This is a genomic window from Coprobacillus cateniformis (assembly GCF_009767585.1).
Taxonomy (GTDB): Bacteria; Bacillota_I; Bacilli_A; order Erysipelotrichales; family Coprobacillaceae; genus Coprobacillus; species Coprobacillus cateniformis.
The window spans coordinates 2665587-2678990 of record NZ_WSNW01000001.1 but is presented as its reverse complement, the minus strand read 5'-3'; the positions used below and the strand labels follow the sequence as shown (position 1 = coordinate 2678990).

General features: G+C 30.6%; 14 protein-coding genes. 1 reads left to right on the top strand and 13 read right to left on the bottom strand.

The window, feature by feature from the left end:
* Positions 1 to 48: 48 nt before the first annotated feature.
* The 7 genes from GQF29_RS13135 to GQF29_RS13105 form a co-directional block, all read right to left on the bottom strand.
* Complete coding sequence (locus tag GQF29_RS13135; protein ID WP_054325259.1) at positions 49 to 396, bottom strand: EamA family transporter; 348 nt, start codon at positions 394 to 396, stop codon at positions 49 to 51.
* Positions 393 to 755 (bottom strand): DUF2304 domain-containing protein, encoded by a 363-nt coding sequence (locus GQF29_RS13130; RefSeq protein ID WP_054688473.1) that lies wholly within the window; start codon positions 753 to 755, stop codon positions 393 to 395. Before GQF29_RS13130 ends, GQF29_RS13135 begins: the two co-directional genes overlap by 4 nt.
* A gap of 3 nt (positions 756 to 758) precedes the next feature.
* Positions 759 to 1463 (bottom strand): glycosyltransferase family 2 protein, encoded by a 705-nt coding sequence (locus GQF29_RS13125; RefSeq protein ID WP_054688475.1) that lies wholly within the window; start codon positions 1461 to 1463, stop codon positions 759 to 761.
* A 1-nt stretch (position 1464) separates the two neighbouring features.
* Positions 1465 to 3384 (bottom strand): DUF6020 family protein, encoded by a 1920-nt coding sequence (locus GQF29_RS13120; RefSeq protein WP_117598720.1) that lies wholly within the window; start codon positions 3382 to 3384, stop codon positions 1465 to 1467.
* Positions 3385 to 3534: 150 nt separating this feature from the next.
* The gene (pyrE, locus tag GQF29_RS13115) at positions 3535 to 4167 is read right to left on the bottom strand and encodes an orotate phosphoribosyltransferase (protein WP_054325266.1); all 633 of its coding nucleotides are present in this window, start codon (positions 4165 to 4167) and stop codon (positions 3535 to 3537) included.
* 3 nt (positions 4168 to 4170) lie between these two features.
* Complete coding sequence (pyrF, locus tag GQF29_RS13110) at positions 4171 to 4881, bottom strand: orotidine-5'-phosphate decarboxylase (protein ID WP_117598721.1); 711 nt, start codon at positions 4879 to 4881, stop codon at positions 4171 to 4173.
* Between the two features lie 544 nt (positions 4882 to 5425).
* A complete protein-coding gene (locus tag GQF29_RS13105; RefSeq protein WP_117598722.1) occupies positions 5426 to 6442 on the bottom strand; it encodes a hypothetical protein in 1017 nt (338 codons plus the stop codon).
* A 148-nt stretch (positions 6443 to 6590) separates the two neighbouring features.
* Between GQF29_RS13105 and GQF29_RS13100 the strand changes: the two genes are divergently transcribed.
* On the top strand, positions 6591 to 8180 hold the full coding sequence (locus GQF29_RS13100; protein WP_117598723.1) for a putative polysaccharide biosynthesis protein: 1590 nt from the start codon (positions 6591 to 6593) through the stop codon (positions 8178 to 8180).
* A 32-nt stretch (positions 8181 to 8212) separates the two neighbouring features.
* Here GQF29_RS13100 and GQF29_RS13095 read toward each other — a convergent pair whose 3' ends face one another.
* From GQF29_RS13095 to spoIIP, 6 genes are all read right to left on the bottom strand, one after another.
* Positions 8213 to 9070 (bottom strand): aminoglycoside phosphotransferase family protein, encoded by an 858-nt coding sequence (locus GQF29_RS13095; protein ID WP_117598724.1) that lies wholly within the window; start codon positions 9068 to 9070, stop codon positions 8213 to 8215.
* Between the two features lie 12 nt (positions 9071 to 9082).
* Positions 9083 to 9937, bottom strand: coding sequence for a Cof-type HAD-IIB family hydrolase (locus GQF29_RS13090; RefSeq protein ID WP_117598725.1), 855 nt, complete (start codon positions 9935 to 9937; stop codon positions 9083 to 9085).
* Positions 9938 to 10035: 98 nt separating this feature from the next.
* A complete protein-coding gene (locus GQF29_RS13085; protein WP_054688486.1) occupies positions 10036 to 11337 on the bottom strand; it encodes a pyrimidine-nucleoside phosphorylase in 1302 nt (433 codons plus the stop codon).
* Positions 11338 to 11405: 68 nt separating this feature from the next.
* Positions 11406 to 12359 (bottom strand): methionyl-tRNA formyltransferase, encoded by a 954-nt coding sequence (gene fmt / locus GQF29_RS13080; RefSeq protein WP_054688489.1) that lies wholly within the window; start codon positions 12357 to 12359, stop codon positions 11406 to 11408.
* A 22-nt stretch (positions 12360 to 12381) separates the two neighbouring features.
* A complete protein-coding gene (locus tag GQF29_RS13075; RefSeq protein ID WP_008787846.1) occupies positions 12382 to 12681 on the bottom strand; it encodes a hypothetical protein in 300 nt (99 codons plus the stop codon).
* A complete protein-coding gene (spoIIP, locus tag GQF29_RS13070) occupies positions 12678 to 13388 on the bottom strand; it encodes a stage II sporulation protein P (RefSeq protein ID WP_008787845.1) in 711 nt (236 codons plus the stop codon). Before spoIIP ends, GQF29_RS13075 begins: the two co-directional genes overlap by 4 nt.
* Positions 13389 to 13404 lie beyond the last annotated feature (16 nt).

The window sequence follows — 13404 nt, the reverse complement described above, 5'->3', positions numbered from 1 at the left end:
TCATTCCTATTTTACTTGTATAATCATAAAATTGCAATGTATTCATGATTATTTTTGAACAACAAGTAAAACACCAATAAAAATAATTGCCACTCCAATCCATCTCATAGCTGGAATTTGTTCATGAAACATAAACGCTGATACAATCATAACTACTGGAAATGCAAGTGCTTGAATTGGATATGCAAAGCTAATATCTACCTTACTCAATATGTATAGCCAAAGCATTGTTGTTCCAGCATATAGGCATAAAGCTACTAAAACAACTGGAGAAAACATTAATCGAACCATATCAGATATACTAGATAATGTTTTTCCCTGACTACCAACTTTAAATAATATTTGACCAGTAACCATTAAACCAGTATTTAGTAAACATAATAATGTCATTTTCATTGCGATTCTCCTCGTTCTTCTAATTGTCTTAACTTATATTCATAAATAGCCATTTTTTGAGCCATATCTCGTTGCTTTTCACTAATATCTGATAAGATTGTTGTCAAAGACATAACAATAATAATTAAAAAGAAAAATATTACTGCAAAAAGCCCGTTGGTAAACTCAACAATTCCCAACCAATGCAAAGGTGTTTCTAAAAGGGTTGGAAAAATTGCTATAAATAGCATAATAATTCCTGTAACAAACCACAAAAGTATATATTTTAAAGTTACTTTATTTTTTCTCAAAAGAGTAAATAAACAAATAAAATAAAAAGCAATTGCAATAATCATTGCGACTTGAAGTATACTATTCATTTTTTATGGCTCCTTTCGCAATGTTAATTTACGACAAATAATAGCTAATGAAACTTTTATCATATAATAAATAGATTTAAAACTATGTATAGAACTAGTTCCACCTAATCTTTCTCTCATCTCAACTGGTACTTCAATAATTTTTTGATGATGAAGAATAGCTGTTACTAATGCTTCAGGTTCAGGATAATCTTGTGCATAATCTTGCGCATAAATCTCAATTAACCCTTTATTGACAGCTCTAAACCCACTTGTAACATCATGTATTTTTTGACCATAAAATAAAGATATACAACCACTTAAAAGATTAATTCCAAATCTACGTAACCAAGAGGACTGAAAGCCCTCCTTTTCGATAAAGCGTGAACCTATGCAAGCATCAGCTTTACCATCTAATATTGGTTGAACAAGATTATGAATATATTCAGGGTTATGTTGTCCATCACCATCAATTTGTATAGCTATATCATATCCATTTTCTTTTGCAAATTTATAGCCAGCTTGGACTGCACCACCAATACCTAAATTCACTGGTAAGTCAAGATAGTTTGTACCATTCTTTTGTAAAATCTCTTTTGTATCATCTTTAGAACAATCATTGACAACAACATAATCTAAAGGCAACGGCAACTCTTTTAAACTCTTGATAACCTGAAGAATACTTTCTCTTTCATTATATGCCGGTATAATCACTAGAATTTTAGTCATTTTATTCACATCCTTTTTCAAACTGCATATGCAGAATATAGCATATTAAAATAGGTACAGATAATATCATTGGATAGATATATCTTAACATGGTGTTTGCTGGAGATAAAACACAAGTCAACAAAAGAATAAGTAATGGTGTATACATATAAATAAATTTCTTATTATGAGTATAGACAAGATATGCAATACTTAAAATAAGTAACCAAGTATAAAAGCCAATACTCTCAATTAATCCTACAATCGGTATATTTCGTACAAATTCTGGAATCGCATTAACAAATTCACGTATAGGTGTTAACAATTTTGGACTAGATACTCTATAATCCTTACCTGGAGGTGTAATTTCTGTATATGCTATCCAACTTTTTGCATCAGGATAGAAATAACCATAACAATTATTCATTGTTGCTTGAATATATACATCAGGATAAATAAACAACCATTTAGCCCAAACATTTAAGTATTGACTCATATCTTCAGACGTAGAATATTTCTTATAAGTTGCTTTAACCTTATCTGATAACTCAGGATTATATCGTTCAGCAATCTTATCATATGCAAGAACTTTATTGATTATATCTCTATCCTCTTGAGGAATTTCATCACCATGTTCCTTAACTAATCTGGCTGTCTGCTGAAAAGGAACTGAATACATTTCTCTTTTACTACCTGGAGCTATCTTCAAAGCTGGATATAGAACATTAGAAATTAATACTATAAATATAAATAAAGGAGTAAGTGTTGATATAGCAGTTTGTTTCCAGTATTTTCTATAAACAATTAATAAAACTATATCTGTTGGAATTAATATATACGACCCATTGTTTCTCAATAACATTAATAATAAATTTATCCCAGCAAAATAAAACAATTTCTTTTTTTGATTAAAAAATTCTTGAGGAGATTTTACCATCTCTAATAAACAAATCAAATATAATAAAAACACAAAGGCAAAATTAACATCTTTTAATGTTGTTACAGCATAATTCGCATTCATTGGTGCTAACCCAAAAATAAGCAATAACCCTATACGCAAATATTGGTGAACACCTATTTTTGCTAAATAATAAATAACATAAGATAGTACGAGGGCAAATAGAATAGCTTGACTATAACAAAATATAAATAATCCTATCCAAGGTAAATTAAAAAATGTTCCTATTTTCATACATCCAACGGCAAGTAAAGTTTGTAGAACTGGATTATTATTATTTAGTGTAACTGATGGATCAATGAGTGTAACAGCTCTTAAACTATATGTTTCATGTCCATAAAAACTATTTAACATATCAAAAAAATCATAATTTGTAATACCAGGAAAATTAGAAATTAATGATGGGGCCCAGAATAGCAAAATAATTGCCATAACAACTAAAATTGATTTCTTATTATCTGTAAACCATTGAAATTCCTTTGTTGATTGAATCATTTTACACTTTTTAAGGTATTTAAATAATAAACCTATAATAATTATAAACAAAACAGTATATCCAGTAAATAAAAAACATGCTTTTAAAACTGTTCTATAATTTTCAAAAATCAATCTCCAACTGTCCGTTTGTTGAAATGATTGTCCAAACACTTGAAAAAAGGCAAACAATATTGAAGGAACAATAGTACATTTTAGCAAATCTTTAGTCATAATTTGCTGATACTTTCTTACAAGAAAAACAGCAATCATAAATACACATAACATCAGTATTGATTGCCCATGAAATGACATCAAAAAGTCACCTAAAAGTATTTGTAATTTAAAACCTACATTTTGTAATAAATCTGCATCTGCTTTCACACCTAAATAATTACAAATTGATGAAAAGGAATTAATCTTTAATTGAAAAAACATAGGTGTTATCATAAAAAAAGAAGCAGTCAATATTTTTATCTTATGCCAAAAAAAGCCTTTATTATATTTCATAATATTTACCTCACTATAATTCTTATGCCATTTTACATCAATATTATACTTTATGCAATGATAAAGTATAATATATGGCTATAAGAATAGTATAATTCACATATCAATAAAATTATATTTAAAAAAGAATAAGTTTAGTCAATACTAAACTTATTTTTCCATCCAAGATTCATCATTTGGATTCTCTTTCCATGATTTCAACTTTATAAGATCGCTTTCTTGAATATATTGATTTTCAACAGCAACTTCAATAAGTGCATCATAATTTGTTAATGTATGGAAACTACACTGTTTATCATTAAAATTAGCAGTCGCTTTTGGTAAGCCATATGTAAAAATGGCAACCATTCCAATAACTTCACACCCAGCGTCTTTTAGTGCATCAACACATTCTAGAGAAGACCCTCCTGTTGAAATTAAATCTTCTACTACAATAACCTTCATTCCTGGTTTAACTAAACCCTCTATACGATTATTTCTTCCATGAGATTTGGCACCACCACGAACATACCCCATAGGTAAGCCTAAAATATTTGCAACTAACGCTGCATGAGCTATTCCGGCAGTTGCAGTTCCCATCAAACATTCACATTCTGGATAATACTCTCTAATTAGTTTTGCTAAACCTTGTTCAATATCATCTCTAACATTAGGATAAGATAATGTTAGACGATTATCACAATAAATTGGTGATTTTATACCAGAAGCCCACGTGAATGGCTCATTAGGTCTTAAAAAGACAGCTTGAATATCTAATAAATCTTTTGCAATTTTTCTTTCCATTTTCTACTCTCCTTGAAATTGTCTATATACTTCATAATAAGTCTGAACAGGATCCTTAGCACGAGTAATTGTTCTTCCTACAACAATATATGTAGAAGTTAACTCCTTTGCCATTGCTGGGGTTGTCACTCTTTTTTGATCATTAACACTATCACTAGCAAGTCTAATTCCTGGTGTTACAGTAATAAAATGCTCTCCCAGTTGTTCGTGAATAATTTTTGACTCAAGAGGTGAGCAAACAACTCCATCCAATCCAGCTATCTTTGCATTTTGTGCCCATCTTAATACGACATCAGGCAATGGATCGTGAATTAATAACTCATCATCTAAGACTTTTTGATCTAAAGAAGTTAAACATGTCACAGCTATACATAAAGGTCTTTTTCTATGAGCAGAGCCTTCTTCTAGTCCTTCCCTAGCAGCCTTCATCATAGCTATACTTCCAGAAGCATGAACATTAACCATATCCACATCCAATTTAGCCAATTGCTTCATTGCACTTTTTACAGTATTAGGAATATCATGTAGCTTAAGATCCAGGAAAATCTTATGTCCTCTTTTTTTGATAGACTTAATTATTTCAATACCTTCACCATAAAAAAGTTCCATTCCTACTTTGACATAAAGTTGTTCATTCCCAAACTGGTCCAAGAAATTCTCCACCTCATTTTTAGTTTGAAAATCTAACGCTATACAAATTTGACTTTCTTTCATAACAATCCTCCGCGATATATTTTTTTTATTATATCATATATTTTTAGAAAACAATAACCAAAATCATTATTTCTATAATGAATATCCAAAAATTAATAGTTGACTTACTGTATAATTAATAATAATGACTATAATATTTGAAAAAATTTATAAGTGTGATATTTAAAATATCTATAATGCCTATTACTAAATGTTCCCCAAAAAATTAATACTATCTTTAATTATTCTAATGATTTTTTATTTTTTTTCACTTAAATAAAATAGTCTAACTTTTGTCTCTAACTAAATAAGACTTCCAAAGATATCATTCTTCTCAAACACATTCACTTCTTTAACGCACTTAAATCCCTTAAGACTTTTAAAAGATTAAATAATAATCATTATAATTAAAAACAACTTCATTATTCAAAATATTACCTATAATTACGACTTTGAGTTAATCTAGGCGAATATACATTGACTCTAACAGATAATTATATAATTTCCCACTTTTATTTTCCTTGATATAGTGTATCAAGGAAAAATTATACTTTGTTTTTATATTTCAATTCTTAATAAGTTCTTTAATAAAATTGTCATAATCTTCATTCCAAGATGTGTATAAGGAATCATTCCTTTTATCTTTAATTTGATAGTTATTTTTTATATATTGTCCTAAGAAATGAGTCATTTTTGTTGCACCTGAATAATTTAAATGATTACCACCATCACGTGAATCAGATAACCAACTAAAACCTGTATCATATTGTTCAATATTCAAATCAATAAAGGGAATACTATATTTTTTAGCATAATCGCTTACTGTATTATGTCTTGCATAACTCCAAGAAGATTCAGATGGAAAACAGATAAATAAGATTTGACAATTATTCTCATATGCTAACTGAATAATTTTATTTAAATACTTTTTTGTATAAGATGAAACAGTTGTTCGGTTTTGACTTTTTTTCATATATGAGAAACCTGTTGTACACTTTTCAACTGTTTTATCATAGTAATAACCATATAATCTCATACGATTTTGTAAATATTCACTTTTCATATATGGTTCATCTTTAATTATGCTCCACTCCTCTTTATTTTCAAAAAGTTTATAACAATATTTTTGAGCAGTATATTGGTAGCCTTTTGAATCAATTTCTTCATACTCGCCAAAAAAAGCATCAACCTCTAATACCACCAACTTTGGTTTCTCAATTTTCAATACTTCTTTTAACATATAATAGGATAATTTTGTATTTTGTTTTGGTCCTGCTGCTACAAATGAGGTTATTCCTTGCTCATTCCATAACTGTAAAGAGTTCCATCCACTATAAAGATCACTATTTCCAATAGCCACAATATCTATAGAGGTATCCTTTGTATCTTTTACTTTATTATTCTCTGGTTTCTTTTGTGCTTGTATATATTGATTGTTTTGTTCTTCAATATTGTCATTTATATTAGTTAATATACGATATACATAATAAAAAGATATCATCAAAATAGACATTGCACAAATAGCAAAAAAAGCCATATGCATTCTATATTGTTTTTTTAAACGAAAATTCTTTTTTTTCATCTTTCTTATACTCCTAAATGTTTATGTAACAATCAGTATTATAACAAATAAATGTGTAAAACATATGAAAATAACATAAAAGTCGAAATGATTTTTGCTTTTACGTTATTTAATGTTATAATAAAATTTATAGAAAGTGAGGTCCAGTATGAATCGAACACGTTCCATTGTCAAACAAGCATCTATTTTAGCTATTGCTGGAATACTCGTACGTATCATAGGTGTTTTATATAGAAGTCCATTAAAAGCTTTAATTACCTCAGAAGGAATTGGTTATTATTCAACATCATATACCATATATGCTTTGATTTTATTAATCTCTTCATACAGTATTCCAACCGCAATATCTAAATTAATCTCTGAAAAACTTGTTTTAAACCAATATAATAATGTACAAAAAATATTAAAATGCTCTTTTATTTATATTTGTGCAATAGGGGGTGGAGCTGCAATTGTTACCTTCTTTATCGCACCATTTATTGTACAGGAAAATGCAGTGAATGCTTTAAGAGTTCTATGTCCTACCATTTTCCTATCAGGGCTATTAGGTGTATTTAGAGGTTATTTCCAAGCTCATCAAACAACCCTTTATACATCTGTATCACAAATTATTGAACAGGTTTTTAATGCTATTGTCTCTGTAGGAGCCGCTTATCTTTTTATCCAGCCATATTTAAGTACTGGTGGCAGTCCATTAGCTTCTGCTGGAGCAGCAGGTAGTGCTTTAGGTACTGGGGCAGGGGTTTTAATAGGTCTACTTTATATGACTTTCATGTATATGAAACGTAAAAATAATATAATTATCGAAAATGAACCTGATGATTACGAAGATTCTTACAAAGATATTTTTAAAATGATTTTAAGTATTGTAACACCAATTATTTTTGCAACGTGCATCTATAACCTTGTAACAACTATTGATATGTATATTTTCTATGCAGCAATGGGAACAGGTGTCAATGCAACAACATTATATGGTGTATACTCTGGTGAATATATTGTCTTACAGAACGTTCCTGTAGCTTTAGCGGCAGCTATGTCAACAGCCTCTATTCCTGCCATATCATCTTCTTGGTCTTTAAGAGATTACAGACAAACAAAAGAACATATAAGATCAGGTATTCGTATCACGATGTTAATTCTTATTCCTTCAGCGGTTGGGATGAGTGTATTGGCTTATCCAATTATTGGTATGATTTTTCCTCAAAAAGAAACAATCATAACTTCTACTATGCTTTTAGCTGTTGGAAGTCCAGGAGTTGTTTTCTTTGGATTATCTACATTAACAAATGGAATCCTACAAGCTATTGGAGAAGTGAAAGCACCATTAAAGAATTCAGCTATCGCCTTAGTTTGGCATTGTATAATTACATTTGCTTTACTCTTTTTCACACCATTAGGTCTTTATTCACTCGTAATTGGAAATTGTATTTATGGTCTTCAGGTTTGCTATTTAAATCAAAAGTCTTTACGTAAAAAAACACATTATAAACAAGAAATTAGACGTACATATGTTTTACCATTACTTGCAGCAATACTTATGGGAATTGTTGTTGGAGCCTGTTATTTTGGTTTATTTATATTAACACGAAAGGTTTTTATTCCATTAATCATTTCTGTTATCATTGGAGTGATTGTTTACTTTACTGTAATCCTTTACCTCTATGCAGACCATCCACAAGAACTCTCAGCTATTCCTTATGTGAATCGTCTCGTTTATAAATTTAAGAAACGTTAACGCGTTTCTTTTTTTTACAAAAAAAAGAAAGATCAATCATAATCCTTCTCTATTTGTGCAATTGTATATTTTGCTTGAACTCTTCTTTCCTCTTCATCACTTTCATATGTAATAAGTGCTTTCCATAAAGCCCATCCCATTGCTCGATTTCGCATTGCTTGTGATAATCCTTTTAAAAAGACTTCGCGACCTTGACTATTAAAAAATGTCCATGCCATAGCATAATCACAGGCTGGATCGCCAACCCCTAAAATACCAAAATCAATCACCGCACAAAGATGTCCGTTTTTAATCAATAGATTGCCAGGTGCTACATCACCATGTACCCACACATTCTTCATCTGCTCATTTGATGCCAATGCCAAATGCCATAAATCCAAAAGTTTGGCATTATTGATATTATTTGATAAGGTATTTAATGCCTCTACTGTTTCATGATTATAAACCTTTAAATTTCCACCACGATAAAAATTATGTTTACCAGCATCTGGTCCATTCTCACAAGGTATCTGTTGAAATTCATCTAAGAATTTTCTTAATTCTACAGCAAATATCTCTTGATTTTCAATATTATCATATGATAACGTTTCTCCTTCTAAATAACTTAAAATAGACCAAGGATATGGATAATACTCTGTCTCTTTCCCTAGATACAAAGGCTTTGAAATAGGTAAAGAGAGATGCTTTGCCAAATATAATAACCATTGGTTTTCTTTTTTTGCCTGCATCGCATAATCTTTTCCACTAGGCAATCTTATAATCATATCCTCACCTAAATGAAATGTTCTATTATCATGTCCACTTTTTTCAACTGGCTTGATATTCAACCCCATAAATTCAGGATATTGTTCATTAATTAATCTTTGTACCATTTCTATACAAATTTCCATTTTACCTCCTCATTAGAACAATTCATCAGATATCAACCCCATCTCTTTCATGACTTTATAAATGCCATCTTGATCAGGATCAGTAAAATAATATTGTCCTAATTTCTTTAAATTTTCTGGTGCATCTTCATAAACAACACCAATACTAACTTCTTCTAACATTTGATAATCATTCATGCTATCACCAAATCCTACAGTATCTTCCATATTGCCATGGAAATACTCAACAACACGTTTAATACCATCTGCTTTTGTGCAATGTTTAAGGATGATTTCACCATTCACAAAATCATCAGCATCTTTTGAAAAAATCACAACATTGAAAAATTCCTCTAAAAAAGGAATACATTGATAAAAGCGGTCTTTTTCAGGTGCAATAAAACAGACTTTTGTCACTCCTGTCGTCAATATATCAAAATCTCTAACAGGTTTTCTATTCTCACTCTGCCTTCTTATTTCAAAAAATCTTGCAAGTTCCAAATTTTCTTTACAATCTAACTGATGTCTTTGATCAAAAAATTCATTAACACCTGGTGTCTGATAAAGTGCTTTTTTCGTTTCCAATGTAAACAAAATATGATTGTTTATAAATAATGTCATCACTTCTGATAAAATATACTGATTCATAAAATTTTCAAAAATAAATTCACCATTAACAATAACAAATCCACCAGCACTACAAACAATTCCATCAAAATCAATTTCCTTCAAATCATCTGAGATGGATGTTGGTGCCCTTCCAGTACATAAAAACGCTCTATGTCCTTGTCTTTTGGCTTCTTCTATAGCCCATTTTGTTTTTTCAGTTACTTTGCGTGATGGTCCCATTAATGTTCCATCAATATCATAAAATAAATATTTTCCCATCTTCATCACCTTTTTTATTATACTGAATTCCTTATAGAAATACATAAAAAGAACAAAATATGAAAAAGAGAGTTTTACCTCAAACTCTCTTTCATCATCTAAGATAAAATTTCATCGATTAATATTGGTTTCTTTACAAAATCATTCGTAAAATGATAAGCACCTAAAATTTCATTTTTAAGTTCCTCACTTAATCCCGTATTTGTGTGTACATAAACCAAAACATCATCACGCTTAACAAAATCTCCAATTTTTTTATTTAAGACTAAGCCAACACTATGATCTATTTGGTCCTTTGTTGTTTGTCTTCCGCCACCTAGTTTCATGCTTACAAGTCCAAGCGATAAAGCCTCCAACTCTTTGACATAACCATCATGTTCAGCTCTAACAGCAATGACTTCTTTAGCTTTTTCAAACATACCAGGATGTTTAATATATTCATCATCACCACCCTGAGCTTTCACCATTGCACATAAAACATGTAATGCCTTTTTACTGGTAATAGTGTCTTCTAACATCTGTCTGGCTATTAACTCTGAATCAGTTTTCTTAGCTTGAACTAACATGTGACTGCCTGCTTGTAAACAAAGTTCTAGCAAATCCTCTGGTCCATTTCCATTTAAAGTTTCAATAGCCTCTTTAACTTCTAAACTGTTTCCAATTGCATTTCCTAATGGTTGAGACATATTTGAAATTGTTGCTCGTGTATCTTTTCCTAAAGATTCACCAATTTCAATCATTGTACGTGCTAAAACTTTAGCATCTTCAATTGTTTTCATAAAAGCTCCATCACCATATTTAACATCTAATAAAATAGCATCACTTCCAGCTGCTAATTTCTTTGACATAATTGATGAGGCAATTAATGGAATACAAGAAACCGTACCGGTGACATCACGAAGTGCGTACATCTTTTTATCAGCAGGGTCAAGATGAGCACTCTGTCCAATAATTGCCAATTGACAATCATTAACTTGTTTCACAAAAGCTTCTTCACTAATCATAATATTTAATCCTGGGATAGATTCTAACTTATCCAAAGTTCCACCAGTATGTCCAAGTCCACGTCCACTCATTTTAGCTACTGGAACACCACAGGCCGCAACAATTGGTCCTAATACTAATGACGTTTTATCACCAACTCCTCCAGTACTATGCTTATCCACCTTAATTCCCTGAATTGCACTTAAATCAATAATATCTCCACTATGCATCATTTCCAGAGTTAAAGAAGCCGTTTCACGTTTATTTAAACCTTGAAAACAAATAGCCATCATCCATGCACTCATTTGATAATCAGGAATAATATCCTTTGTATAACCATCAATAATAAAGTGAATTTCTTCATCTGTTAATTCTAAGCCATCTCTTTTCTTTTGAATTAAATCAACCATTCTCATTTTTTATCACTCCTCGTAAATATTATTATACATTGAAAAGAAAAGATAGTCATGTGAAAACGACTATCTTATTCAAACTTTGTATCAACTTCAAATATATTATGCCCATTTAAATAATCTTTGACAGACATTTTCTTCTTTCCCTCTAACTGAAATTCAGTAATCAGATAAACACCATCACAAACTTTCACACCAATTGCATCTTTAAAAATTTTAACAATCGTACCATTGTCCTGATGTGCATGATGTGTTATGGCATTCTCACATTGATGAACTTGACCAGCCCAGATTTTAACGACTTTTCCTTGATAGGTTGTATAACTTCCTGGCCAGGGATTTGTCCCTCTCACTTTGTTATAGACTTGTAAAGCACCTAAATTCCAGTCAATCCGTTCATCTTCTCTTGACAGTGTCGGTGCATATGTAACCAAACTTTCATCCTGAGGAAGACTTTGATTTGTTCCCTCAAGAATTGATGGAAGAGTGTCCTTTAAGAGTTGAGCCCCCACTTCACTTAAACGCTCATACAAATCACCAACAGTATCTTCAATATGAATTGGAATCACCTGCTGACTAATGATATTTCCAGCATCCATTTTCTTGACCATATACATAATTGTCACACCAGTTTGATCCTGACCATCAATAATGCATTGATGAACTGGTGCTCCTCCTCGATACATAGGCAATAAAGATGCATGTACATTGACACATCCTAAAGTTGGTGCATCTAATACTGCCTGAGGAACCAGTTGACCATATGCTGCTGTAATAATCAAATCAGGTTTCAAATCTAAGATAGCTTGATACTCTTCTCTAATCTTTTGAGGCTGAATAACTGGAACATCATGCTTTAAAGCTTCTATCTTTACATCAGGCATTGTTAGAATTTTCTTTCTGCCAACATATCTATCAGGTTGAGAAACAACCCCTACAACATTATAATCTTCTTCAAACAGCATTTTTAAAATTGCTAAAGAAAAAGATGCTGTTCCCATAAATACAATTCTTTTTTTGTTCATTCTTACCAACTCTCTTTCCTTATTAGTATACCATAACAGTTAATATCATACTAACAAAATTAGAGAAAATCAAAACAATATACTGAATCACCTGTACACATCCATCACTCATAGTTTTGAGGAATGATGACACATGATTATCAGAAGAATCTTGAATAGTCACATACTGATCTTTTGGCTTTTCACCTGAAGAAACTGACTCTTCAAAATCATCAATCGACCTTTGAAACATTGTCTGAGATACATTATAATCTCCAAAAAACAATGAAATAACACATATTAAAAGCAAAACCAAACATAAATCTGTCCAAAATTGTTTCATGCACTTAAATATTCATCAAGAACTAATGCTAAAATATTGAGTGAATTTTGAACTTCTTCATATGTGTTTTCATTGGCTCCAACTTCAATCAAGACCATATTTTTAGTTACACCTTGATTATAATGACTTTGTTTTAACATAACACCTCGTGATAATTTAGGTATTTTTTTATTAATCATTGATGATAATTTCTCACAACACTTATTTACAGCTGGATAATTGCCACTTCCCTTTCCTACTACAAACATTAGCTTTGCGTAATTCTTATTATCAACAGTAATTGTTGATAATGATTTTTTTATAGAATCACGATGAAAATCAATGACCAAATCATATCCTCCATGATCTTTTAAGGCATTATTCAAATATTTCTTTGAAACTGTATAAGAATATGCATAATCAATATGATTCTTCATCTTATACAATTCAAAATCTGTTGTTTCATAATCAACACTATACCCTCTTTGTTCTAATAATTGCATCAGATATTTGCTCCCTTCTTTGACCGAATTACTTGCATATTTTTCCCCTTGGTGAGTGTTATAGATATAAATCGATTTTCCATTAGACTGCTTCTTAACATCTGTTGTTGTTAAAGAAGATACGATATTCTCTACGTTTTCACTGTATACCTTTTGGAAAGGAAGATTTAATAAAATTACAACCACAACAATCACTTTCAAAACAATTTTCAAATTGTTATTCATAGTTCTTCCCCCTATT

Excerpts from the sequence above, each read along its gene's own strand:
- GQF29_RS13090 (WP_117598725.1), bottom strand. The coding sequence starts at position 9,937 with ATGGGAAAATATTTATTTTATGATATTGATGGAACATTAATGGGACCA.
- GQF29_RS13120 (WP_117598720.1), bottom strand. The coding sequence starts at position 3,384 with ATGAAATATAATAAAGGCTTTTTTTGGCATAAGATAAAAATATTGACT.
- GQF29_RS13075 (WP_008787846.1), bottom strand. The coding sequence starts at position 12,681 with ATGAAACAATTTTGGACAGATTTATGTTTGGTTTTGCTTTTAATATGT.
- fmt (WP_054688489.1), bottom strand. The coding sequence starts at position 12,359 with ATGAACAAAAAAAGAATTGTATTTATGGGAACAGCATCTTTTTCTTTA.
- GQF29_RS13135 (WP_054325259.1), bottom strand. The coding sequence starts at position 396 with ATGAAAATGACATTATTATGTTTACTAAATACTGGTTTAATGGTTACT.
- GQF29_RS13095 (WP_117598724.1), bottom strand. The coding sequence starts at position 9,070 with ATGGAAATTTGTATAGAAATGGTACAAAGATTAATTAATGAACAATAT.
- pyrF (WP_117598721.1), bottom strand. The coding sequence starts at position 4,881 with ATGAAAGAAAGTCAAATTTGTATAGCGTTAGATTTTCAAACTAAAAAT.
- GQF29_RS13100 (WP_117598723.1), top strand. The coding sequence starts at position 6,591 with ATGAATCGAACACGTTCCATTGTCAAACAAGCATCTATTTTAGCTATT.
- GQF29_RS13105 (WP_117598722.1), bottom strand. The coding sequence starts at position 6,442 with ATGAAAAAAAAGAATTTTCGTTTAAAAAAACAATATAGAATGCATATG.
- GQF29_RS13085 (WP_054688486.1), bottom strand. The coding sequence starts at position 11,337 with ATGAGAATGGTTGATTTAATTCAAAAGAAAAGAGATGGCTTAGAATTA.
- spoIIP (WP_008787845.1), bottom strand. The coding sequence starts at position 13,388 with ATGAATAACAATTTGAAAATTGTTTTGAAAGTGATTGTTGTGGTTGTA.
- pyrE (WP_054325266.1), bottom strand. The coding sequence starts at position 4,167 with ATGGAAAGAAAAATTGCAAAAGATTTATTAGATATTCAAGCTGTCTTT.
- GQF29_RS13130 (WP_054688473.1), bottom strand. The coding sequence starts at position 755 with ATGAATAGTATACTTCAAGTCGCAATGATTATTGCAATTGCTTTTTAT.
- GQF29_RS13125 (WP_054688475.1), bottom strand. The coding sequence starts at position 1,463 with ATGACTAAAATTCTAGTGATTATACCGGCATATAATGAAAGAGAAAGT.